The following is a 23,063-nucleotide window of genomic DNA, read 5'->3' on the forward strand; positions in this document are numbered from 1 at the left end:
AGAGGAAACCCAATGATTGCAATTATTGATTACGATGTGGGCAATATCAAAAGTGTATGCAACGCCCTGGATAAAATCGGGCTCCCCTGGACCCTTACCCGGGACCCGGAAACCATTAAAGCCTCAAAAGGAATCATTCTTCCCGGAGTGGGGGCCTTTGAGGACGCCATGCAGTCCCTGATCGACCATCAGTTGGTCTCCCTGTTACAGGAAGAGATTCGACGGGAGAAACCCTTTTTAGGGATTTGTCTGGGGATGCAGCTGCTTTATGAACGGAGCTTCGAAAACGGCGAGTTTGAAGGCCTAGGGGTTTTAAAAGGGGAGGTGGTGCCCTTTAGGACGAAGCTGAAGGTTCCCCACATGGGTTGGAACGCCTTAGCCCTTAACGACGGCCATCGGGACCACCCCATTTTAAAGCACACGAAGAACGAGGATTATGTATACTTTGTTCACTCTTACTATGTCCAGGGCCTCGCTGAGGAGACCATCGCCTACTGCACCTATGACCAGCGCTTTTCCGCTTTAGTGGATCGGGGAAATCTCCTGGGCATGCAGTTTCATCCGGAAAAAAGCGGAGACGCCGGACTTCAGCTACTAAAAAGTTTTAAGGAGATGATCCAATGATTTTATTTCCCGCCATTGATATATTAGACGGCCAATGCGTCCGCCTCCGCCAAGGGGATTACGATCTGCAAAGCGTTTATCACAAGGATCCTAGGATTGTGGCAAAGCAGTGGCAGCGTGCCGGGGCGAAGGCCCTTCATATTGTGGATTTAAACGGCGCTAAGGAAGGGTCCCTGAAAAACCTCTCCGTCATCGAGGGGATCATTAAGGACACCGGCCTTCCCCTGCAGTTCGGCGGCGGGGTCCGGAACATGAAAACCCTGGAACTGTTGATCACCTTAGGGGTACAGCGGGTCATCCTCGGCACCGCCGCCCTGGAGGATCCAGAATTTTTAGAGGAAGCGCTCCAGACCTTCGGCGACAAAATCGCCGTATCCATTGATACCAACAAAGGTTTCGTGGCCCTGGAGGGCTGGCTGAAAATCTCCGAAGTAAAGGGCTTGGATTTTGCCCGGGCACTAGAGGAAAAAGGACTGAAAACCCTGGTTTATACCGATATTTTAAAGGACGGCATGTTACAGGGGCCGAATTTTTCGATGTACCGGGAACTGGCAGAAAATACGAGCCTGAATATCATCGCCTCCGGCGGGGTATCCACCCCCGAGGACGTAAAACGGCTGCAGGATTTAGGACTTTACGGCGCCATTGTGGGCCGGGCCCTTTACGAGGATCCCAAACCATTTTATCCCCTGTTTTAGCAGGAAGTTTCGGCAAAATTTTTCGGCAGGATGCTTAATTTTATTTTCAAATGTACTTCGTAAATTTTCAATTTGGATTCTTAAAGGGCCCTTTGCCTATTTCATTTGCCCATTTCAATGGGCTCTTTACCCTTTCGAGACTATGAAATACTTAAATACTTAAATGCTTAAATACTAACGATAAAAGGTTGTGATCCTATTGTTGGCCAAACGAATTATTCCCTGCCTGGATGTCCGGGACGGACAGGTGGTTAAAGGCACCAAATTTCAGGACCTGGAAATCCTGGGCTCCCCTGTGGAGCTGGCAAGATTTTATAATGAACAGTCCGCCGACGAGTTGGTGTTTTATGATATTACCGCCTCCTTCGAAAATCGGGGGATCTTCTTGGACGTGGTGGAGACCGTGGCCAAAGAGATTTTCATCCCCTTTACCGTAGGCGGCGGTGTCAATACCCTGGAGGACTTCTCCAAACTTCTGAAACGGGGGGCCGACAAGGTTTCGGTCAACTCCGGGGCAGTGAAAAACCCTTCCCTGATTGCTGAGGCGGCGAAAAAATACGGCTCCCAGTGTGTGGTACTGTCCATTGACGCGAAGCGGGTGGATGAAAGTTCCGGCGACGGGAAATCCAATCCGGGATCCCCCGCCAAGGGTTCCTCTTCCCCCGAGTCCCGGCAGACCTGGCAGGTCTTTACCAAAGGCGGCCGGCATAACACCGGCATGGACGCCATCCAGTGGGCCAAGGAAGGGATTGCCCTCGGCGCCGGTGAAATTGTGATCAACAGCATTGATCAGGACGGGGTGAAAAAGGGCTATGACATTCCCCTACTCCAGGCCCTGCAGCGGGGGGTTTCCGTACCGGTCATCGCCTCGGGGGGTGCCGGGTCCGTGGAGGACATCATTGAGGGCTTTGACCTGGGCGGCGCCGACGGTTGCCTGGCCGCTTCCATTTTTCATCATAAAGAGATATTCATTCCGGAATTAAAAAAAGCCCTTATCAATAAAGGGATTCCTGTTAGGAGGTAATCGTCATGGAGAAAACATCTACGGATACAGCAGTTGAAGAAACGATCATTAGAGAAGAAAAGCATATGGGAACCATCGATTTGGAAAAAATCCAGTTCGACGAAAAGGGTTTGGTCCCCGCCATTATTCAGGATGTCAAAACGAAGGAGGTTTTGATGCTCGCCTATATGAACCGGCCTTCTTTGGAAAAAACCTTAGAAGAAAAAACCACCTGGTTTTACAGTCGAAAACGCAAGGCCCTTTGGCATAAGGGAGAGACCTCCGGCAACACCCAGCGGGTCATTGAGGCGTCCTATGACTGCGACGGGGATACCCTGCTTTTTCAAGTGGAACAAACCGGGGTGGCCTGCCACTTAGGAACGAAAACCTGCTTTAACCAATCCCCGGCCCGGGGCAGTCTCGGCGCCTACCTCGAAGGCCTCTACCGGCTGTTGGCGGACCGGAAAGAAAACCCTAAGGAAAAGTCCTATACCAGCTATCTGTTTAACACCGGCCTGGATAAAATCCTAAAAAAAGTCGGCGAGGAATCCGCCGAGGTGATCATCGCTTCCAAGGATGAAGAAGGAAACGAGGTAAAGCCTGACACCCGCTACGAAGTCGCCGATTTATTTTATCATGTCTTAGTACTGCTGGTGGCCCTGGATATCCCCTTGGAAGAGGTGGAACAGGAACTGCTGAACCGTTCCTAAACCAAGGTTTTGATATTTTTATAATAATTTTATCAATATTTCTGTAAATATTTTTACAAATACTGTTATGAATTATTTTCACAGGGTATATAAGGGATGTAACCGAACTACATCATTGTAGTTCACTCCCTATCCTCATATGTTTCTTTAAAAGTAGTAATACTTTTTAGGTTAACGCCCGTAAGTCCTAGACCCCCTTCGACTTACGGGCGTTAATCTTTTTTGTTTTATCTTTTTTGTTTTATCTTTTTTTGTTTTATCCTTTTTTTATCCTTTTTGTTGTATCGGTTTATCCTTTTTCCTACAGCATAATCAGTTCATATTCCCTTGAACCCATGCCCAGTTCCTCACCGTATTCTAAAATACGCCGTCCGTTTACGTCCTGGTGCAGGCCTCCGAATTTGTCTGCCCCCGGCTGGTGGTTGCAGGTCAGGTTGCTGTCCTGTCGTCCCTGCTCTTGGTCGATTAAGTCGAGACTGGCCTGGTCGATGGCTATGGGATCGAAGGAGGCTAATATTCCCACGTCGTTGACAATGGGCTGATCACTCCAGGGCACACAGTCACAGAGCGGCGTCACGTTCATTACGAAATTGATATAGGCCACCTTCCCGGCTTTATCCTTTACAGAGCCGTAGGCATACTCCGCCATTTTTTCCACGAATACGTCGGCGTTGGTTTCCCACTGAACTTTAATGGCCCGGTGGGGACATACGGTAATACACTCGCCGCAGCCGATACACACCTCCTGGTCGATCACCGCTTTTTTATCCACCATGGCGATGGCCTCCACGGGACAGTTTCCGATACAGATCCGACAGCCCACGCATTTTTCCGGATCCACCTCGGGTTTGGAGTCGGAGTGCTGCTGTTGTTTCCCTGAGGCCGTGGCACATCCCATGGCAAGATTTTTCAAGCTTCCTCCGTAGCCGGAAAGGGAGTGGCCCTTCACATGGGACAGTACCACCATGGAATTGGTATTATAAATATCCCCGGCGATCCGCACGGTGTCAAAATGCTTTTTATTAATCGGTACTTCCACACTGTTTTTACTGAAGATCCCGTCGGCGATAATGATGGGACAGTTTACCACGGGGTAGGCAAAGCCGTTTTCAATGGCGGTTTGCAAATGATCCACGGAGTTGGTCCGTCCTCCGGTATACAGGGTGTTGGTGTCGGTTAGAAAGGGATTTCCGCCCCCTTCCTTTATTTTATCCACCACCTGGCGAACAAACACCGGATGGATGTAGGTATTCATCCCCCGCTCACCGAAATGGGTTTTCACCGCGGTCAGTTCATTTTTTACGAGGATTTCATCGATGCCGGTTTTTTCATAGAGCTTTCGGATTTTGTTGGGAATGTTATTGTCCCGGCTTCCGGTTTTAAAATCCACGAAGTAGACCCTGCTTTTTTCTTGCCTGTTTTCCTTGCTTTGCTTATCTGTCATAATCCTTTTCCCTCCTGTTTGCTGTGATCTCTTTTCAGACAATTCATTTTTTTATCAGTCTATCATAATCCCCCTGGAATTACCAGCGCCGGATTGATTTGAACCCCTCCTTACGGGTATAAGGTGTAAAGAGGCAAAAACCCAAAAGTAAAATAACCACATTAACTTATACACATTAAAAAAGGAGGAATATCCATGAATCAAGGAGAAAAAATCATTGAAAAAACCGAAGAGTTCAGCGCAAACAATTACCACCCCCTGCCCTTGGTAATCGCCAAGGCGGAAGGATCCTGGGTTTACGATACCGAGGGAAACCGATACCTGGATATGATCGCGTCCTACTCCGCCTTAAACCACGGGCATCGTCACCCCAAAATCATCCGGGCCTTAAAGGATCAGGCGGACCAGCTGACCCTGACCTCCCGGGCTCTCCATAACGATCAGATGGGAGCCTTTATGGAAAAGCTTTGCACCCTGTCAAACTTTGATAAGGCCCTACCCATGAACAGCGGTACGGAGGCTGTGGAAACCGCATTAAAGGCCGCACGGCGCTGGGGCTATGAAGTAAAGAAAATCCCCAAGGACAAAGCGGAAATCATCGGCGCTAAGAACAACTTCAGCGGCCGGAGCATCGGGGTGCTCAGTATGTCCACGGGAAAATCCGCCACCGAGGGCTTCGGACCCTTTGCCCCCGGTTTTGTTACGGTGCCCTTCGGCGATGGGAAAGCCATTGAACAGGCCATCAATGAAAACACGGCGGCGGTGATCCTGGAGCCGATCCAGGGTGAAGGCGGCGTGGTGGTTCCTCCGGAAGGATACCTCCAGGAGGTTCGGGAAATCACGAAAAAACATAACGTACTGTTGATCATTGATGAGATCCAAACCGGTTTCGGACGAACGGGGAAACTGTACTGCTATCAGCATGAGGACATCCAGCCGGATATCGTCACCGTGGGAAAGGCCTTGGGAGGCGGCGTGTATCCCGTATCGGCGATCCTTGCCGACGATGATGTAATGCAGGTCTTTCAGCCGGGGAACCACGGTTCCACCTTCGGCGGCAATCCCCTGGCCGCAAGAATCGGAAGGGTTTCTCTGGAGGTTTTGATGGAGGAGGGACTGATTGAACGCGCCCAGGAACTGGGCCCCTATTTCATGGAAAAACTAAAGGCCATGAACAGTCCGGTAATTAAAGACATTCGAGGAAAAGGGCTAATGGTCGGCGTGGAAATCAAAGAAGAGGCGGGCACCGGCCGGGATTTTTCGGAAAAACTCATGGACCTCGGGGTACTGGCAAAGGATACCAAGGCTCAGACCCTGCGCTTCGCTCCGCCCCTGAATATCTCCAAGGAGGATCTGGACTGGGGCATCGACCGGATGAAAATGGTGTTTCGAGGATAGACCGATGGGTGACTTAGAAAGTAAGAGATCAAAGGAAACTTAGCCAAAGGAAGGTGAAGAACCAATGGTGAATAAGGAGCGACTGTGGAACCATATCATGGAGCTTGGCAAGATCGGGGAGAGTACCGACAAGAAAAAAGGGCTGACCCGCCTGGTGTTTACCCCCGAGGAGGACATTGCCAAGAACCTGGTCAAAAGTTACATGGTGGATGCGGGCCTTACGGTGATGGAGGATGCGGCGGGGAATCTGATCGGAAAGCGGATCGGCAAAAACCCCGATTTGCCCGTGATTATGCTGGGCTCCCATATCGACACCGTATTTCGGGGCGGAAAGTTTGACGGAGCCCTGGGGGTGCTCTCCGCCATTGAAGTGGCCCGGGCCCTGAAGGAAAAAGACATAAAACTGAGCCATACCCTGGAGGTGGTCTCCTTTACCGATGAGGAAGGGGCCCGGTTCAGCACCGGTATGCTGGGCAGCCAGGCCATGACGGGAAATTTGGATAGGGACATGTTAGAGAGAAAAGACGACCAGGGCATTACCTTAAAGGAGGCCCTGACCGATGCCGGCTACGACCCCGATAAACTGACTGATGCCCAACGTTCTAAGGGCTCCATTGCCGCCTATTTGGAAGTCCATATCGAACAGGGAAAGGTACTGGAAAAAAGTGACCTTTCCGTTGGGGTGGTGTCCGGCATTGCGGGACCCCGGTGGTTTCGCATCACCCTAAGAGGAGAATCCGGCCATGCGGGCAGTACGCCCATGGACCTGCGCCGGGACCCCATGGCCGCCGCGGCGGAAATCCTTACCCATATCGAAGCCATCGCCGGGGAGCAAAGGAACACCGTGGCCACCGTGGGTCAGTTTACCGTGGAGCCCGGGGGCATTAACATCATCCCCGAGAAGGTCTCCTTCAGCTTGGACCTTCGGGATGAGGATTTGGAAAACCGCCGGATCGCCGAGGAAAAAATCAAGGAAACAATCGCCGAGATTGTGGACCGCCGGGGGCTGGAGGTAGACTATCAGCTGCTTCATAACCTGGATCCCGTAAAATGCGATCCGGTGCTGGTAAAGCTGGCCCTGGAGGCCTCGAAGAAACGGGAGATCCCCACCACAACCCTGGTCAGCGGTGCCGGCCACGACAGTTTGAACCTGGCGGGGATCGCACCCATCGCCATGATTTTCGTCCGCTCCCGTAAAGGGCTCAGCCACCGCCCCGATGAGTGGAGCACCAAGGACGACTGCTACGACGGAGCAAGACTGCTCTATGAAACGGTCCTCAACGTGGACCGGGAACTGCAATAATAAAAAAACTCCGATGAAGGTCCCTCGCTTTTGCACAGCGACCCTCTCGGAGTTTATTTCGTTATTGCAGTTAATTTATATTTTCTAAAGTCTCTTCTTCCTTCTCTGTGGTCTTTCTATATTTCTCCCTGACCGCTGATAAACACCGTCAGCTTTTCCGCCATATCCAGCTCCCGAAAGCTTGGATACACATTTCCTAAGGGGTCCTTGATTAATCGCAGTTTCGGACGGCTGGGGTGGTTTTTGTTGGGCCGAAGGACAATTCCCACCTCTCCGGTATTCAGACGTACCACACTGCCGGGAGGAAATACCGTAACATTCTTGATAAAATGCTGATAAACCCGTGCATCGAACTTGGTGTTCAGCTGGCTGTTTACCGTCTCAATCACCTTATGCACGGGAATCTGTTCCCGGTAACAGCGATCGGAGACCATGGCGTCGAACACATCGCATAGGGCCACCACCCGTACGTAGGGCTCCATTTTATCCCCTTCAATGCCGAAGGGATATCCGCTGCCGTCCAGTCGTTCATGGTGTTTCAGGACAATGTTTTTCGTATAGGCGGACAGGGTATAATTTTCCTTTACCATCTCATAGCCCAGCCAGCTATGCTCTTTCATGAGTTCAAACTCAAAGTCCTCTAAGCGATCCGGCTTATTTAAAATCTCCTGGGGCACTCGGACCTTTCCCACGTCGTGAAATAAGGCCCCCATGCCCACTTCCTCCACCATTTTTTGATTCATCTCCATGGACCGGGCGGTCATTATGGACAAAATCGCCACATTCACACTATGGGTGTAGGTATAAAGGTCAGTGCTCATCATATCAATCATATTCATCATAGAGCCTTTATTTTCTTGTAGGTTTTCTATTAGCTCCTCCACAATTTCCTTAACGGCGTAGTAATGCTCCTCGGGGATCACATGGGAAAAACCCTTTTCCTTCCGGGGATTTTTCGTGCCCTGTTCCATATCCTGAAAGATTTTTTTAATGGAAAACACGGCCTTGGCTTTGATTTCCGAATCCACCGCATCCCAGCATTCAATGTCCCGGGAGTATTCATCCTCGATATAGACCACGGGGATGTTTCGGTTTTGGAGTTTGGCTATGTAGTTTTCCCTCAGGATCGTGCCCTTTTTTAAAAGGATCAGCCCGTCGGGAGCGTATACGTTTTTGGAAAGCTTCATTCCCGGTTGTAGGGAACTGCTGGTTATAATTCGCATTTCATCGTCCTTTCTGTTTCGTCATGATGTCCTTTATGATTTTGGTTGTGCCTCCGTTATATTATCGACATTTTTCACGATTTCTTCACCGTAAACCCTATCATATTTTGGCCTTCGAAGAAAGTATATTTTTTAACGAAGGTTCTCCGCCGCCTCCAGCCAATCAAAGATCCCCTCCAGAATTTTTTGCTGCTGCTCTTCTCGGGTTATGGTTGCCTCGCCGTCTCCCCGCTGAAAACCGTACCAGCCGAACTGGGAATGGTTACCCCCCTCGAGCCTTAGCCACCGGGTATTTCCCGGGACATATTGCCGGGCGTTTTCAATATCCTCTTCGGTGACAAAGCCTTCCCGATCGCCGTAAATCGACAGTACTTCCAGGTCCTCGGCTCCGGACAGATCGTTGCTGCTTGCAGGGTAGGAATCAAAGAAAATAAGCCCCGCCACCCGGTCCCGGTGATTGTCCACAAACCGTGCTGCCATGGCTCCTCCCAGGGAGTGTCCCCCCACAATCCACTGATCGATCTGTTGGTTTTCCTCCATGACTTCCAAGGCTCGATTGCTACCCAGGATGGCCAGATCCAAGGGCATGTCCACCAAGAATCCTTCGATGCCCTCTGCCGCCAAATCATGGAGCTTCGGAGCGTAGCTTCTATGGTCCACCCGGGCCCCGGGATAGTATATCAGTCCGGTTCTCGTCTCCGTTCCTTCATCATCATGGTCCGGCAGAAAATGAATCCAGCGACCCTCATCGGATACGATCACATCCTCGGAGGATTCCAGTGCCCCTAAGGCTTGCTCCATAGGGTCGTAACCGTCATTAATCCAGTAAAACCCGCCGCCGACTAATAAAAGGACGACCACCGTCATTATGATCAACAGCCTTCGAAGGATTTTTTGCTTTTTGCTTCTCTTCGGTTGATTAATCCCGGCCATTTCTTTTTGGTTATGGTTGTTAAAGAATAGTTGGTTCATGTCATCACCTTTTCTCTGTTTTTATGTGTTTTTCATTTCTCTATCCAAAATCTGGTAAAGCCTGTTATTTCTACCCTTACTTTATACCCTTATGCCCTCGCTTTGCAACCCTTCCTTCGTCTTTTTTCCTAGTTCCGAAAGCCTATTTTTCTCCCCCTACGCCGTGGATTTTTTGTTTTAATCCCGGACTTCGAGGTATAAGTTAAAAAACTACCATGAAAGGAGGGGTTCCCCTTGGAGGCCATAAAAAAATCGTCCATCATTCTGTTTGTCTTTATGCTTTTTTCCCTTTTCGTGCTACTTACCTTGGTGTTTTCCGGCGGCGACTATTTCCTTCGGGACGATTCCGTCTCCTCCCTAAACGAAGGCTGGGAAGTGATCGACTCTGAAGTTAAGGAAGAGGGCGGCCGGGTAACCCTCCCCCTAAGTACCGATACCCCCGCCGGGGAAGCCCTGATTCTTCAACGGGAACTGGGGCCGGACTTTGCGGCGGAACAAACCCTTTTGATTCGGTCCTCCCTTCAAGACCTGGAGGTTCACTTAGACCGGGAAGTCCTGTTTCAACAAAGCTTGACCCACCGCCAAAGGGTTACTCCGCCCATCGTCAGTTTATGGAATCTCGTCACCATCCCCGAGGATGCTTCGGGCAGGAAGCTTACCCTTTTTCTCACTTCTCCCTTTGAGACCATGTCCGGCGAGGCCAACGATATTCTCTACGGATCTCCGGGAAGTCTGATGATGGCCATTATCTATCAATACGGCCCCGGCTTTTTCGTTGCGGTACTGACGCTGCTGATCGGCCTTTCCCTGGTTCTGCTTCCCCGGTTTATCCGGGGGATTTACCCTCGGGAGATGGTCTATCTTGGCTACTTCGGAGTGTTCATTTCCCTTTGGTTGATCTCCGAGTCCCGAATGCTCCAGTTTTTCACCGGCAATCAGTTTTTAATCGGCTCTCTGGCCTATGTGATGCTCAGTATTTTTCCGATTCCGTTGATTCTCTATCTTAAAAAAAGCATTACGAATCGATACCCCCGGGTATTAAACGCTATGATCCTTGCCTACCTAATCAATCTGTTGTTGATTATCACCCTGGAGGTCACCGGAGTGCTCCGTTTTTTCCAGACCCTGGCCTTCTCCCACGGACTGATGGTCCTGACGATTTTAATCAGCGCCTATATCTTGTACCGGGAAGTACGTAATCACCAAAACCGGGAAGCCCGAATTTTCCTTCGCTCCCTCAGCGTACTGTTTTTATTCGGCTTTATCGAACTGTTTCACTTTTACTTTCTAGACGCCCAGCAAACCTCCCAGTTTATTCGGGTGGGGCTGCTACTTTTTATCCTAATTCAAAGCTTTGATTCCATTAACCGTCTGGTGGGCTACTTTAAAAAGAGTTACCGGGCGGAGGTCTATGAGAAAATGGCCTATATGGACCAGTTAACCTCGGCCCCTAATCGTATGGCCTATAACCGGGACTTACAGGAATTTTTTAAACATCCGGAAAAACTCCGGGACTTTTATCTCGGGATCTTCGATTTAAACAACTTAAAAACCATCAACGACACTCGGGGCCATGTAACCGGGGACGAGGCCATTATACGCTCCTATAACATCCTTCACTCCACCTTTGCCCCCTACGGTACCTGTTACCGGATTGGCGGAGACGAATTCTCCTGTATTTTGCCGGAGCTTGAAAAAGAAACCTTAAAAGAGTTACAGGAAAAACTGGATAGAGAGATTAACACCCAAGGAAAGAAGCTCTCCTACCCCTTAAGCATCGCCGCTGGCTACTCCTACTACAAACCCAATGAGGATAAAAACCTGGAGGACCTGATTCACCGGGCGGACCAGCGGATGTATCAGGATAAGCGAGAAAAGAAAAGCATCCCTTCCGTCTAATTGCTACAATAGCAGTTAGCTTCAGAAGGGATGTTTTTTGCGTTTATTATTTAAGTTCTTACGTTTACAGTTTACGGTCTCGGAAGCCGAATGGTGGTTCCCCACAACAACCGCCGGGGGTTGGTAATGTCATTCAGTTCCATAATTTCACCCACATAGGCGGTGGTTCCGTAAAAGTCCAACGAGATTTGATTTAAGGTATCTCCCGGTTCCACCCGGTAGGTCATGTAATCTCCCGGGTCCGCAGGGTCTTCGTCGTCGTCATCGTCGTCGGCTTCATCATCATCATCCTCTTCCGGATCGTCGGCCTCTTCATTGCCGTTGTCTCCGTTGCCGTTATCCGGTTCCTCTTCATCGGGATCCTCCACGTCATTTTCCTCCGGCTCTTCTCCCACTTCACTGAAGTAGAATAGACTTCGGTCATAGGCCGATGCCTGGGCATAGTTCGGCAGGTCCGCCTCCCAAGGATAGATGTAATCCTCTTGAGGAATGGAATAGAGCTCGATTAACATGTTACCAAAGTAAATATCATCCTCCTGATCTTCGGTAATGCTAAGGTTGTTAATCCGCACCTTCTGATCATACTCCTCTAAACGGCGGATCAGCTCCCGAAGGCCCTCATAGCTTCCTTCATAGGGTAGGGCAATTCGAGTGTGGTACACCTCGGACTGTAACTCCTGGTCTCCCTCTCCGAAGCTCATTACCTCCGGTCGTTGAAAGGTCAAGGCCGGCACGTTCAAGTCATTGTCCGCCAAAAAGTCCAGCTCCAACACCTTGATAAAGTGCTCCTGGTTGGTTGTGGGGAAAAATTCGTCGTGGTATACCCCGATTTCCTCCCGAAGAGCCTCGTAATCCTGGGTGATCTCCTCTTCCCGATCCACTAAGTCCCGCATTTGGTTATACTCCGTTTCTAAAACATCCAGCTCCGTTTTTTGCAGCTCGATCTCATCCATCATCGGCAGTAACATAAAGTATACATAACCAAAGCCTACGACTGCAATAAGTAGTATCAACAATAATATCTGTTCCCGTTTGGTTAGCTTTTTTCCGCTTCCCCCCTGTTTTTTAGGAGCCATCTGCATCACCCTCCTCATCCTCTTCTTCTAGGTCGTCCGGTGTGTCAATATCAAAGGGACTTTCTTCCTCTACAATATGGAAACTAAGGGAGAAGGTGTACAGATCCTCTTCCACTTCCTCGATATTGGGAATGAAGGGGCCTTCAAATCGCTCATTACCCCGAAGGTTGTGCTCAAATAAGGCCAGGGCGTTTTTCGTGGTTGAGGTACCTTCCAGGTTAACGTTACGGTCACTGAAATTGATGTTTTCAATGGCAATGTTTTCCGGGTTTGCCATGGCAATTTCATTGATCAGTAGGTTATCAATCACCATGTTGCTCTCTAAGGAGAAAACGATCTGGTCAATTTCCTCTAGCTCCTGCTGCATCTCCCCCACCCGAGTATTCATCTCCTGTACCCCTTCGTGCTGGGCGATAAAGACTTCATCCTGTAACTGCGCCTCCACCCGGTCAATCTCATCATTTACCTCTTCCAACTCCGTATAGAAGTAGTAGTAGGACCCCCCAATGGCTAAGGCGGCCAACAGTACTACCAGGGCCACATAGGTCGAGGTAGAAGTGGTCTTTTTCTTCTTCGGTTTCAGATCCGTAAAAAAGTTAAAATCTCTCATACACTCCACCTACTTTCTTATTAAGGATAGTATTGCATTTAAATAGACGGATAACGGACAGTCCTCACAACTTTTATTGAATTCGATAATATCCAGGTTCTCGATTACCTTTGTGGGAATTTCCAAAGCACCTTCCATCTTCTCGGAAAGACCCTTTAGCTTGGCTCCCCCACCGTATAGATAGATCTCATGGATTTTCCGGTCGGTCTCCCGGCTGGTAAAAAAGAGAAACATTCGCTCTAAGGACTGAAGCCAGTTACCGATATGCTCCTCTTCGATCTTCCCGCGGTCCTCTTCCACCACCACGTTTTCTTCAATATCCTTTACGCCGTTTTCCAACGTCCGGGTAAATTTTAAAATTCCCTTTTCGATCACGTTCATCTCAATATTGCTGTAGCCAATATCAATATAGGCGATGGTCTTACCACCCACACCCACGTCTTGGCCGTTAATTTTCAAATCCCTTTCAAAGCCCTTAGAAATTACATTGGACTCGGTATCTAGGGCCACGGGCTCCCGATGAAGGCTTTTTAGAAAGTCGTAGTAATACTTCCCGATCTTTCTTGGGAGAGCTCCAACCAACAACTTATACTTCTCCACGTCCCCTTCCATTACTTCCTCGAGGATTCGGTAATCCACCAGGTACTGATCCACATTAATCGGTAAATACTCTTCGATTTCATGCTTGATCATACTCCGAAGCTTATCGCCGGTCGCCTTAGGCATGACCATCTCCCGGGTAATCAAGGGCTTATTGTCAATGGTAATGGTGGCATTGTCGGTTTTAACCTTTCGTTTGGACAGCTCGTCCTCTAAAATGGTTTTTAGCTGCAGTTCATTAAAAAAGGGTTTATACTCTTCGGTAACCTGACTTCCGGTATATACCGGCTCTTCTGTTTTTGTGGTCGGTTGCTGGGCTTCGCTGAGCGGCGTGTCAAAGGCAAAAATTTCATCCACGGTGATTTTATGATTCTTTCCACCACCGTTTTTCGCCGCATCACAGCTACCCACCACCACCTTGGTCTTATTCGTTCCGATATCGATGGCAATCATCTGATTCTTGGATTTAAACAGCATCTGCTTTCCCCCTTTGATTTAGATTTGAAGTATAAGTATTATCTATAATAAATTGGTATACCAGCGAATCAGATCCTCTCCCCAAAAGATGGTAATAAAGGCCGCAAGGCATATAAAGGGCCCAAAGGGAATATGATCCTTTCGCTTTTTAAGTTTCAGTACCAATAGTAAACCGGACATAAGTCCTCCGATGATAAATGAGAAAAATATTAACACCAGGGTTTGGCTAAAGCCGAATAAAAAGCCCAAGGCCGCCATAATTTTTATATCCCCGCCGCCCATGGCACCGGTAATAATGGCAATGAGAAGGAAAAAACCGCCGCCGAGAATGAGGCCGTAAAATCGATACAGTAAATCGGATAGTCCGTGATCTCCCATAAAAAAACCTACCATTAAGAACCCTAAAGCGACGAGGAAAATCAGTAAATTCATTCCATCGGGAATAATGTAATGCTTATAGTCAATGACAAATATAGCAACGAGTAGGCTAAGAATAATCGCGTACTCGAGAAAGGCAAAACTAACACCAAAGTTTAGATATGTAAAAATGAAAACCAGACCGGTTATCCCTTCAATGATCGGGTACTGCACCGATACTTTTTCGCCGCAGGTTCGGCATTTCCCCCGAAGGTAGAGGTAGCTGATGATCGGGATCAAATCGAGAACCGTGAGCCTAGTTTTACAGTTTTGGCAATGAGAAGGGGGAAAACTGATGGATTCCCCCTTAGGTATTCTAAAGATTACTACATTCAAGAAGGAGCCAATGAGGGTTCCTAGGATGAAGATGAAGATTATTGTCAGTGTGTTTTCCATGGTTGGCCTCCTTGTCTGAATACTGATCAGCAATTATTCTTAGTTTTATAGGTTCTCATAGTGCCAATTATTATTTCCTGTTCTCCATATGTTTGCTGTAACTGTGTTATTATTAATATCAGTGACAACAACTTTATATGGGGTGTTGTTTGATATCTCACCTTCTGCTGTAAAAAAATTATCTTCTGGTTCAAATCCAGCTAAACTGGTCCCATCCGGATACTGATCAACACTTTTAATATCTCTGCTAAAGGTAACGGTAAACTCGTATTTGTTCTGGGTTTGTTTCCCTGAAATTTCTGTTACTTTTGTTGCTTCAGTACCAGGGTCCTGTTGATCTGGATCTTGTAGTCTTGATAGGAATCCGAGCTCACTTGGATCAGTAGAAAACTTAATTGCTACATCGTAACTCTCTCCACCTTTAATCTCCGATTCATCCAATGACAAATTGGATAACGCAAACTCCGAGGAAGTTGAGTAAATATTCAATCCTCCTTCCTGCCCTTCACCATCGACATCCACTACTTGGATTTTTAACGTAGTTTCATTTTGTGCTAAAAAAGATAGACTTGCAACAGATTGTCCTAAAGACCTGTAAATCGAAAAGTCATCCCCGTTCATTTTCCAATGAACCATCCTCCGTTCTATCGGATCAAAAATGATATATTCAAAAATCGAATCATCCTCTTCATCCATATCTTCAATGGCTTCATCTTTGCTTAAAACTTCCAAATAAGTGGCATTCCTAACATTTTGCTGAACATAATCAGAAACAAGCCTGGCCTCACTTTGTACCGCATACTGTACATTCCCTCTGCTAAAGGATCTGTTTCCGAAACCGAAAATAGAAAACACCAGCCCTAAGACTATTGTGAGTATTGCTAAGGCTACAATAATCTCAACAAGGGTTACTCCTTTTTGATTATTTGTTATTTTAAGAAACATTTTATCACCCCTCTTTTAAGGAACTAACGCCGTCAATGATGTAGTTCGTGTCCCCCTTCTATATGATACGGTCACTGTAACTTCTCTCATTCCTTGTGGTCCACTGGAAATGGAGCTGTTAACAGTATATCCTTTTCGGGTATAATCAACAATCTCACCTTGAGCATTAGTAATGTTTTCGTCCAGTGAATCTTCATAGTATTGATCCATGAACTCTTGAGCTACTCTTGTGGCATCGGTTTTATCACCCATGGCAAAAATCCCAGACAATCCTTGGGAGAACATTGCTAAAAAAGAGACCGCAATAATTCCTAGGATTGCCAATGCTATGATAACTTCAATAAGTGTTAATCCTTTTTTACTGCCTAGTATATTCATTGGATCTCCCTTCCTTCTATTCATAATATGCTTTTATGATGTTATTAATTGAGTAGGTTGAAACCCCTACCTTTTCAGCAAGAGCTTCTCTTATTGGATCATCATCCCTTACTCGAATGAGATAATGATTACCACCATCCCCGTCAGTATCTTCTGAGGGAACAGTATTCAATACCCTTAGGGAAGGATCATTTATGTCTATTCCTCGCTTGTAAAAATAAAGACCATAGGTTTCTAAATCTTCATATGCAACTCCTGAAACTTCAATTAAAGGATCACTTGTGTCGTCACGGGTTACATCGCCACCCAAGGCAACGAGGCCAAACTTCTGTTGCTCAGTTCCTTCCAGCGATCCAAACCCATAACTATCATATGCATCCATATTCACATCATCTTCATCTTCGCCAAGAAAATCCAAATAACGATCTTTGCTTTCGAATCCCACACGCTCATTTGCTGCAGTCTTACCATCATTATTTTGCAAGTATGACCAAGGCTCTAAATATCCTTCTAGCACTTCATTCGATGATTCAAAGACTACTTCACGGTGGCGGTCTCCATCCCGGTTATGTCTAAGTCGGATGCCACCGGAAAAAATTAAAACTTCAGAATCAAAGATAATATTATTGGTATTATTCTGTTGCATAAAAGTTATGTTATCCTTCCCTCTTCCATCAAAATTAATAACTGTGGCTCTAAAAATCGAGTCATCATCGTCATTTTGAGGAGATTTAGTTGGGTAACCAATAATCTGAATAGCTTCTCCTGTTTGATTTATTTCATCCGCAGGATCATTATCAGGATCATCAGGATTCACACCACCCCATAAGTTCATTGCTCTCTTCCAGGAATTTGGAGCTTCCGTCCATGCCGATTCCACATACTCAACAATTGGAGCAATATAAAGCGTTAGATCTGAGGTAATGCTATTGTTTCGCCCATCATATGCATTGGACTTCACCTGAATAAAACTATCATCGGCGGAATCGAACTCATAGGAAAAGTTGTAATAACCATTCCCTAAGGCAGAGTAGTCTTTCCCAGATATTTCAGCCAATACATTTTGGTAAAGATCTTCCACAGAATTTCCACTGTCAATTTTATCAGCATTTGCAGTTAGTTTTTCATACCCTTGTTCCACGCCGGACTTAGCAAGGTAAACGGTTTGCTGTTGTCTCTCAGATCTTGATGCGTGGCGCGTTTCAGCATCACTTGTGGCTAGTAAAGAAGCCCCTAAAATCATCAAAACCGCAAGTAATATTATGGTCCAAACTAAGGCTGTTCCTTTATTATTTCTAATATAATACATTTTAATTCCTCCTTATTAGAGATAATTCGCTTCTTCTTATTAATTTAATACACTTTCTGAAGAGTTATTCAAGAAATTATTAGCTTATCAATCATAGTCTACAAAACCAACTTAGAGATTTTTTTCAAGACTTAAAGAGAAAAACCATAATTGATTTAAATTTTTAAGGCTTGAAAACTCATATATTATCAAATACTACCAATAGTTATACCTTTCTTCTTTTACCTCTATAAAATAAACAGTTCTTCCAATCACTTAATATATCAAAGTAATTATGGGCTGGGGTAGGTTTCTCCATTAATTGTTACTGGGGTGATTTCTCCTGTTATTGCGTCGACTTCCCCACCAGTATATTCGATATCTTGGTTTATGTAGTTGGTAATAACAAAGTTATTAAGGTTTCCTTCTAATTCATAGTGAGCAACGATTGCGCGGTAAATAATTGTTGCATTAGAGTGATCTTTTGATTCAATAGCATCTTGACGCATATTTGCATACCTTGGAATAGCGATCGTCGCTAGAATCGCCAAAATTGCCATTACCACGAGAAGTTCCATTAAAGTAAAGCCCTTATTCTGTCGTTTTTTTCTTAAGAATAGGTTATACATAAGAACCCTCCATCCCAGTTCAAAATACTAACTCGTATAATAATTAACAGATCATCGAATACACATAGTTGCTTTTTTACTCTATCGCCGAATTTAAAATCATTATGTGCAACCTTACTTATTGCTGAAATCAGGTTATCCTTTGAATATTTATTATTTAATTCCTGAAAACCCGCCAATCAACGGCAGGTTTTCAGGTTGATTTGAATCAATTACTTAATAAAAATCTAAAAATTTAAACTTAATAGAAACTCATTGGTTACTCCTCACAAAGGAACCGTCCCCTTGTGAGTTAAAAACTCAGCGACTAGCTTCTCACAAAGGAACCGTACCTTGCCCTTGTGAAATCTCAAACTGTTTTGCTACCTCACAAATGAACTGTACCTGTTACATACTAGTAAAGAGAATTAACTGTCAGGATAAGCTCCACTTTCGTATTCTACTTTTTCGATTCCAATTATTTTATCACCATCCTTTTCAGGAGTTATTTTTGCGTCACTAACATTCACAGTACTATCGTCAACATATTTTTGTATTTCACTAACGTCTAGTGCTTCCAAGTTTGGATTACTCGCAATGTACGCAGATGCTGCACGATAAATAACTGCTGCAGTAGCATCATCTGCAGACTCGCCCGCATCACTAATAAACTGACTTAACCTCGGAAGCGCAATCAAAGCCAAAATCGCTAAAATAGCAATTACCACAATAAGCTCAATCAACGTAAAACCTTTTCTGTTATTAATCTTCTTTGTTAAATATTGCATCATTTTAATTTCCTCCCTTTTCTTTTTTGTTTTCTACCTACATTTACTATAATTCCTACCAAACTATTTCCTTTCACCCCTAAGCATCACTCCTTTCAATGAATTCCGTCTTTCCTTATAATGTATTATTGCATGTCCCTTATTAGATAGTCTGGAACATATCAAACATTGGTAGTGCCATTGATACTACAATAAACCCAATAACAATAGCCATTACTACAATCATTAATGGTTCTAATAATCTAATCATTCTATCAATTGCATCCTCTAACTCTCTTTCATAAAAGTCTGCGCTTTTATCTAGCATTCCATCCAAGTTACCGGATTCTTCTCCGATTTCGATCATCGATACTATCATTGGACCAAAGGTGGGATTTCGTTTTAGACTTTTGCCTAAGGTTTCACCTTTTTCCACTTCACTGGTAACCGTTTCTATTTTCTCTTCAATCACGGCATTCCCTACAACTTTTCCGGTCATCTCTAAACTGTCCATCAAAGGAATACCACTGGATAGTAATGAACCTAAAGTTCTTGTAAACCTGGCAGTAACGATTTTATCCATGGAGCTTTTGACAATCGGTATTTTAAACTTCAGTGCATCGAATCGGTATCTTCCGGTTTCCGTATTGACAAATCGGTTAAATAAAAAGCCAAGCCCTACTGCTCCTAAGATGAATAAATACCAGAAATCTCTAAGGGCATTACTAATACCAATAAGAATTCGAGTTGGTAGCGGCAGATCCATTCCTGCCCCTTCAAACATCCCTATGAAGGTCGGCATAACCACAACTAATAAGAATACTACAACAGTGATTGCAACTACACTCAAGACGATCGGATAAATCATTGCTCCCGTGATTCTCGATTCAATTTTCGCTTCCTTCTCATAATGAACCGCCAAACGCTCCATTACATTATCAAGGTTTCCGGTCATCTCCCCGGATTCTGTCATATTTACCATCAATTCCGGAAAAACCTTCGGATGCTCTTTCATCACTCCGGAAATCTGTGAACCCTTTTGCACCTCAGCGTATACATCTCCTAAAGCTTCTTTTAAGCTTTTGTTTTCCGTCTGTCGATAGAGTATATCTAAGGCACTGGATAAAGGTACACCGGCCTTTAGTAATGTTCCCATTTGCTTACAAAGTATTGATAAGTCCTTGGTTTTTACGCCTTTCCCAAAGCTTAAGCTTTCCCCTGCAGATTTTTTCTCCACCGTCTCCGTAACGTCTATCACAAAGTAGCCTTTTTCTTTAATTCGATCCTGCACTTCCGATAAGCTGTTACCCGTGATGGTTTCCTCCACTTCCTGACCACTGGGGGTTACGGCTGTGTATTTGTATACCGCCAAAAAACCACCTCCTTTAATTAGGACTCATTATAGGTTTTTTCTTCATTATTCTGTCATTAGTTTACATATTTATTTATACCCGCTTATACGGGAACATAACGCTTAATGGTGTCGGGATCCACACAATATTTATACAAATTTTCCTTGGTAATCAGTCCCCGGTTATACAGGTTGATTAAGGATTTGTCCATGGTCTCCATGCCCAGTTTTGCTCCGGTTTGGATACTGGTTTGAATCTGGTGGGACTTTCCTTCCCGGATCAGGTTACGGATTGCCGGGGTGGCCACCATAATTTCTAAGGCCGCTCTTCTTGCCTGTCCGTCGGCGGTTTGCAGGAGCTGTTGGGAGATGATCCCTTCAATAACTCCCGAGAGCTGAACCCGCACCTGTTGTTGCTGATGGGGTGGGAATACGTCGATGACTCGGTCGATGGTTTTTGCGGCCCCGATGGTATGGAGGGTGGCGAGAACCAAGTGGCCGGTTTCCGCTGCGGTGAGGGCCGTTGCAATGGTTTCTAAGTCCCGCATCTCACCGACGAGAATTACATCCGGATCCTGTCTTAGGGAGGCCCGAAGACTGTTGGCGAAGTTTTCCGTATCCCCGCCGATTTCCCGCTGATTGATAATGCTTCGGTTATGGCGGTGAAGATACTCGATGGGGTCCTCTAGGGTTACGATATGTTCTTTTCTGGTTTTATTAATATGGTTGATCATCGCCGCTAAGGTGGTACTCTTCCCGCTACCGGTAGGGCCGGTGACCAGAATGATGCCCCTTCGTTTATTGGCCAGGGTTCGTAAAACCTCGGGCAGATATAAGTCCTCAATATCGGGGATCTCCATGGGGATGGCTCTTAGAGCCATGGCGTAACTGCCCCGCTGTCGGTAGGCGTTGATCCGAAAACGGCTGAGTCCCGGATAGGTATAGGAAAGGTCCACTTCTCCCTTTTCCTCTAAGGTGTTTTTATGCCGCTCCTTTAGGATTTGATAGACCAGTTCTTTCGTATCTTCGGGTCCGAGAACCGGAAACTCACTTTCCAAAAGTTCTCCGTTTACCCGTATCATCGGCCTGAGTCCTACGGTAATATGTAGGTCCGATGCTCCTTTAAACATAACCGTCTTTAGCATTTCGTTAATATCCAGCACCTGTTCATTCCCCCTTTTGATAACTTTTTTTACCCTTCCAAACTATAGGTGATTCGAAGCATCTCTTCGATGGGTATGATTCCTTTTAGGACCAGTTCCTTACTGGCATCCCTCAGGGTGTTCATCCCGTCCCGGATGGCGATATCCTTAATGGAGTCGATATCCTTACCTTCATTGATCATATTTCGAATGGTTCGATCCACCACCATGACTTCATGGACGGCGGTTCTTCCTTTGGTGCCGGAGCCGCCGCATTTGGTGCAGCCCTTTCCTTTATAGATGGTGGTGCCTTCGGGTATGCCGCCCAGGCGGGCATTTCGCTCGTCCACCTCATAAGGCTCTTTGCAGTTGTTACAAACCTTTTTTACCAACCGCTGGGCCATGATGCCCACTACCGATGATGCGATTAAGTACGGGTCCACCCCCATGTTGACCAATCGGCTGATGGTACTGGCGGTATCGTTGGTATGGACGGTACTAAGCACCAAGTGACCGGTGATCGCCGCCCGTATCGCGATGGTTACGGTGTCACTGTCCCGAATCTCACCTACCATGATGATGTCCGGGTCCTGTCGTAGGATGGATCGTAGGCCTGTGGCGAAGGTAAGGTCCGCCTTCGGGTTTACCTGTACCTGGTTTACGCCGTCTAAGGAGTATTCCACCGGGTCTTCTACGGTTACGATGTTTCGGTCTTCCCGGTTCATCTCGGCAAGGACCGTATACAGGGTGGTGGATTTACCACTTCCCGTAGGGCCGGTGACGAGAATAATTCCGTTGGGGTTTCGGGTAATTCTATCAAAAAGCTCTAGGTTTCGCTCGGTAAAGCCCAGTTCCTCCTTGGTTAACATAAAACTGCTTCGATCCAGAATTCGAATTACCACCTTTTCCCCGAAAACCGTGGGAAGGACGGATATTCGCATGTCAATTTCCCTGCCGTCGATGTTTTTTTCCACCCGGCCGTCCTGGGGTTTACGCCGCTCGGAGATGTCCATTTTTCCCATGATCTTGATTCGGGTAACAATCGCCGAGTGGGCGGCCTTGGCCGGGCGCATGACTTCGTGTAAATCGCCGTCGATTCGAAAGCGAACCAATAGTTTCTTCTCGAAGGGTTCGATATGTATATCACTGGCCTGTTGTTTTACTGCCTGGCTCATGATAGAGTTGATCAGCCGTACAACCGGGGCATTGTTGATATCATTTAGGGTGGCTTCATCCAGACCTTCCAGCTCTTTTACGTCGTACTCGCTGGTAAAGTCCTCAATGGCCTTTTGAGCGTCCTGTTTTTCAAAGAAATAATCAATGGCGTCTTCAATTTCTTTGGTTGTTGCGATGACCGGCTCCACTTCCCGACCGGTTGCCAGTTTTACATCATCCATGGCGTAAACGTTTAGAGGATCGTTCATGGCCAGGGTTACGGTTTTTTCTGTTGCCTTTACGGGAATTATAGTATGACGCCGGGCTAAGGCTTCGGTGATCAGATTCGGTACCTCGGATTCGATGGTACCCCGGTCGATTTCCTTTTTTGGAATCCCCAGTTGAAACTCCAGGACTTCGATGATTTCCTCTTCCGTTACAAACTTTTCCTGTACCAGCACTTCTCCCAGTTTCTTTTTATTCTGCTTTTGTATTTTTAAGGCCTGTTCCAAGTTTTCGTTGGTTATGGCCCCTACGTCGACCAACAGGGTGCCCAGTTTTCGTTTTGCAGCCATAAGT

At 46.4% G+C, this 23,063-nt stretch carries 22 protein-coding genes; 7 read left to right on the top strand and 15 right to left on the bottom strand.

Annotation, left to right across the window (positions count from 1 at the left end; genetic code table 11):
- Positions 1-12: 12 nt before the first annotated feature.
- The 4 genes from hisH (at position 13) to hisIE (ending at position 3,035) form a co-directional block, all read left to right on the top strand.
- Complete coding sequence (gene hisH, locus ISALK_RS03285; RefSeq protein WP_160718991.1) at positions 13-624, top strand: imidazole glycerol phosphate synthase subunit HisH; 612 nt, start codon at positions 13-15, stop codon at positions 622-624.
- Positions 621-1,322, top strand: a complete 702-nt coding sequence (gene hisA, locus ISALK_RS03290; RefSeq protein ID WP_160718993.1) for a 1-(5-phosphoribosyl)-5-[(5-phosphoribosylamino)methylideneamino]imidazole-4-carboxamide isomerase — start codon at positions 621-623, stop codon at positions 1,320-1,322. The genes hisH and hisA overlap by 4 nt, the downstream gene beginning before the upstream one ends.
- 199 nt (positions 1,323-1,521) lie before the next feature.
- The gene (gene hisF / locus ISALK_RS03295; RefSeq protein ID WP_160718995.1) at positions 1,522-2,346 is read left to right on the top strand and encodes an imidazole glycerol phosphate synthase subunit HisF; all 825 of its coding nucleotides are present in this window, start codon (positions 1,522-1,524) and stop codon (positions 2,344-2,346) included.
- Positions 2,347-2,411: 65 nt separating this feature from the next.
- On the top strand, positions 2,412-3,035 hold the full coding sequence (gene hisIE, locus ISALK_RS03300) for a bifunctional phosphoribosyl-AMP cyclohydrolase/phosphoribosyl-ATP diphosphatase HisIE (RefSeq protein WP_160719065.1): 624 nt from the start codon (positions 2,412-2,414) through the stop codon (positions 3,033-3,035).
- A 301-nt stretch (positions 3,036-3,336) separates the two neighbouring features.
- On the opposite strand, the gene ISALK_RS03305 is transcribed toward hisIE, so the two are convergent.
- Positions 3,337-4,479, bottom strand: a complete 1,143-nt coding sequence (locus ISALK_RS03305) for a DUF362 domain-containing protein (RefSeq protein WP_160718997.1) — start codon at positions 4,477-4,479, stop codon at positions 3,337-3,339.
- Positions 4,480-4,674: 195 nt separating this feature from the next.
- Here ISALK_RS03305 and rocD point away from each other — a divergent pair, with 195 nt between their 5' ends.
- Together rocD and ISALK_RS03315 are read left to right on the top strand one after the other, a co-directional pair.
- Positions 4,675-5,877, top strand: coding sequence for an ornithine--oxo-acid transaminase (gene rocD, locus ISALK_RS03310; RefSeq protein WP_160718999.1), 1,203 nt, complete (start codon positions 4,675-4,677; stop codon positions 5,875-5,877).
- Between the two features lie 64 nt (positions 5,878-5,941).
- Positions 5,942-7,180: a Zn-dependent hydrolase gene (locus ISALK_RS03315; RefSeq protein ID WP_160719001.1), complete on the top strand. Its 1,239-nt coding sequence runs from the start codon at positions 5,942-5,944 to the stop codon at positions 7,178-7,180.
- A gap of 116 nt (positions 7,181-7,296) precedes the next feature.
- Here the strand turns inward: ISALK_RS03315 and ISALK_RS03320 are convergent, their stop codons facing one another.
- Together ISALK_RS03320 and ISALK_RS03325 are read right to left on the bottom strand one after the other, a co-directional pair.
- Positions 7,297-8,403, bottom strand: a complete 1,107-nt coding sequence (locus ISALK_RS03320) for an HD-GYP domain-containing protein (protein WP_160719003.1) — start codon at positions 8,401-8,403, stop codon at positions 7,297-7,299.
- A gap of 132 nt (positions 8,404-8,535) precedes the next feature.
- Positions 8,536-9,375 carry an alpha/beta fold hydrolase gene (locus ISALK_RS03325; protein ID WP_160719005.1) on the bottom strand — a complete coding sequence of 280 codons (840 nt, stop codon included), beginning with the start codon at positions 9,373-9,375 and terminating at the stop codon, positions 8,536-8,538.
- A 234-nt stretch (positions 9,376-9,609) separates the two neighbouring features.
- Between ISALK_RS03325 and ISALK_RS03330 the strand changes: the two genes are divergently transcribed.
- Entirely contained in the window at positions 9,610-11,274 is a 1,665-nt protein-coding gene (locus ISALK_RS03330) for a GGDEF domain-containing protein (RefSeq protein ID WP_160719007.1), read from the top strand.
- A gap of 71 nt (positions 11,275-11,345) precedes the next feature.
- On the opposite strand, the gene ISALK_RS03335 is transcribed toward ISALK_RS03330, so the two are convergent.
- From ISALK_RS03335 to ISALK_RS03390, 12 genes are all read right to left on the bottom strand, one after another.
- On the bottom strand, positions 11,346-12,350 hold the full coding sequence (locus tag ISALK_RS03335) for a LysM peptidoglycan-binding domain-containing protein (RefSeq protein ID WP_160719008.1): 1,005 nt from the start codon (positions 12,348-12,350) through the stop codon (positions 11,346-11,348).
- Positions 12,340-12,960, bottom strand: a complete 621-nt coding sequence (locus ISALK_RS03340) for a PilN domain-containing protein (protein ID WP_160719009.1) — start codon at positions 12,958-12,960, stop codon at positions 12,340-12,342. Before ISALK_RS03340 ends, ISALK_RS03335 begins: the two co-directional genes overlap by 11 nt.
- A 9-nt stretch (positions 12,961-12,969) precedes the next feature.
- Positions 12,970-14,037, bottom strand: a complete 1,068-nt coding sequence (pilM, locus tag ISALK_RS03345; protein WP_160719010.1) for a pilus assembly protein PilM — start codon at positions 14,035-14,037, stop codon at positions 12,970-12,972.
- A gap of 42 nt (positions 14,038-14,079) precedes the next feature.
- Positions 14,080-14,850, bottom strand: a complete 771-nt coding sequence (locus ISALK_RS03350; protein ID WP_160719011.1) for a prepilin peptidase — start codon at positions 14,848-14,850, stop codon at positions 14,080-14,082.
- Between the two features lie 45 nt (positions 14,851-14,895).
- Positions 14,896-15,795 (bottom strand): prepilin-type N-terminal cleavage/methylation domain-containing protein, encoded by a 900-nt coding sequence (locus tag ISALK_RS03355; protein WP_160719012.1) that lies wholly within the window; start codon positions 15,793-15,795, stop codon positions 14,896-14,898.
- A 15-nt stretch (positions 15,796-15,810) separates the two neighbouring features.
- A complete protein-coding gene (locus ISALK_RS03360; protein ID WP_160719013.1) occupies positions 15,811-16,173 on the bottom strand; it encodes a prepilin-type N-terminal cleavage/methylation domain-containing protein in 363 nt (120 codons plus the stop codon).
- A gap of 16 nt (positions 16,174-16,189) precedes the next feature.
- The gene (locus ISALK_RS03365) at positions 16,190-17,482 is read right to left on the bottom strand and encodes a pilus assembly PilX N-terminal domain-containing protein (RefSeq protein ID WP_160719014.1); all 1,293 of its coding nucleotides are present in this window, start codon (positions 17,480-17,482) and stop codon (positions 16,190-16,192) included.
- Between the two features lie 272 nt (positions 17,483-17,754).
- Positions 17,755-18,090: a type II secretion system protein gene (locus ISALK_RS03370; RefSeq protein WP_160719015.1), complete on the bottom strand. Its 336-nt coding sequence runs from the start codon at positions 18,088-18,090 to the stop codon at positions 17,755-17,757.
- Between the two features lie 407 nt (positions 18,091-18,497).
- Entirely contained in the window at positions 18,498-18,860 is a 363-nt protein-coding gene (locus tag ISALK_RS15305; protein WP_201756828.1) for a prepilin-type N-terminal cleavage/methylation domain-containing protein, read from the bottom strand.
- Between the two features lie 139 nt (positions 18,861-18,999).
- The gene (locus ISALK_RS03380; RefSeq protein WP_160719016.1) at positions 19,000-20,208 is read right to left on the bottom strand and encodes a type II secretion system F family protein; all 1,209 of its coding nucleotides are present in this window, start codon (positions 20,206-20,208) and stop codon (positions 19,000-19,002) included.
- Between the two features lie 83 nt (positions 20,209-20,291).
- Positions 20,292-21,350 (bottom strand): type IV pilus twitching motility protein PilT, encoded by a 1,059-nt coding sequence (locus ISALK_RS03385; RefSeq protein WP_442786207.1) that lies wholly within the window; start codon positions 21,348-21,350, stop codon positions 20,292-20,294.
- Between the two features lie 29 nt (positions 21,351-21,379).
- A complete protein-coding gene (locus tag ISALK_RS03390) occupies positions 21,380-23,059 on the bottom strand; it encodes a GspE/PulE family protein (protein WP_160719017.1) in 1,680 nt (559 codons plus the stop codon).
- Positions 23,060-23,063: the final 4 nt, after the last annotated feature.

The sequence above is a fragment of the Isachenkonia alkalipeptolytica genome, assembly GCF_009910325.1.
Taxonomy (GTDB): Bacteria; Bacillota; Clostridia; order Peptostreptococcales; family T1SED10-28; genus Isachenkonia; species Isachenkonia alkalipeptolytica.

Bases quoted from the DNA above. Each gene is read 5' to 3' on its own strand.
- hisH (WP_160718991.1), top strand. From the start codon at position 13: ATGATTGCAATTATTGATTACGATGTGGGCAATATCAAAAGTGTATGC.
- hisA (WP_160718993.1), top strand. From the start codon at position 621: ATGATTTTATTTCCCGCCATTGATATATTAGACGGCCAATGCGTCCGC.
- hisIE (WP_160719065.1), top strand. From the start codon at position 2,412: ATGGGAACCATCGATTTGGAAAAAATCCAGTTCGACGAAAAGGGTTTG.
- ISALK_RS03305 (WP_160718997.1), bottom strand. From the start codon at position 4,479: ATGACAGATAAGCAAAGCAAGGAAAACAGGCAAGAAAAAAGCAGGGTC.
- rocD (WP_160718999.1), top strand. From the start codon at position 4,675: ATGAATCAAGGAGAAAAAATCATTGAAAAAACCGAAGAGTTCAGCGCA.
- ISALK_RS03315 (WP_160719001.1), top strand. From the start codon at position 5,942: ATGGTGAATAAGGAGCGACTGTGGAACCATATCATGGAGCTTGGCAAG.
- ISALK_RS03320 (WP_160719003.1), bottom strand. From the start codon at position 8,403: ATGCGAATTATAACCAGCAGTTCCCTACAACCGGGAATGAAGCTTTCC.
- ISALK_RS03325 (WP_160719005.1), bottom strand. From the start codon at position 9,375: ATGAACCAACTATTCTTTAACAACCATAACCAAAAAGAAATGGCCGGG.
- ISALK_RS03335 (WP_160719008.1), bottom strand. From the start codon at position 12,350: ATGGCTCCTAAAAAACAGGGGGGAAGCGGAAAAAAGCTAACCAAACGG.
- ISALK_RS03340 (WP_160719009.1), bottom strand. From the start codon at position 12,960: ATGAGAGATTTTAACTTTTTTACGGATCTGAAACCGAAGAAGAAAAAG.
- pilM (WP_160719010.1), bottom strand. From the start codon at position 14,037: ATGCTGTTTAAATCCAAGAATCAGATGATTGCCATCGATATCGGAACG.
- ISALK_RS03350 (WP_160719011.1), bottom strand. From the start codon at position 14,850: ATGGAAAACACACTGACAATAATCTTCATCTTCATCCTAGGAACCCTC.
- ISALK_RS03355 (WP_160719012.1), bottom strand. From the start codon at position 15,795: ATGTTTCTTAAAATAACAAATAATCAAAAAGGAGTAACCCTTGTTGAG.
- ISALK_RS03360 (WP_160719013.1), bottom strand. From the start codon at position 16,173: ATGAATATACTAGGCAGTAAAAAAGGATTAACACTTATTGAAGTTATC.
- ISALK_RS03365 (WP_160719014.1), bottom strand. From the start codon at position 17,482: ATGTATTATATTAGAAATAATAAAGGAACAGCCTTAGTTTGGACCATA.
- ISALK_RS03370 (WP_160719015.1), bottom strand. From the start codon at position 18,090: ATGTATAACCTATTCTTAAGAAAAAAACGACAGAATAAGGGCTTTACT.
- ISALK_RS15305 (WP_201756828.1), bottom strand. From the start codon at position 18,860: ATGATGCAATATTTAACAAAGAAGATTAATAACAGAAAAGGTTTTACG.
- ISALK_RS03390 (WP_160719017.1), bottom strand. From the start codon at position 23,059: ATGGCTGCAAAACGAAAACTGGGCACCCTGTTGGTCGACGTAGGGGCC.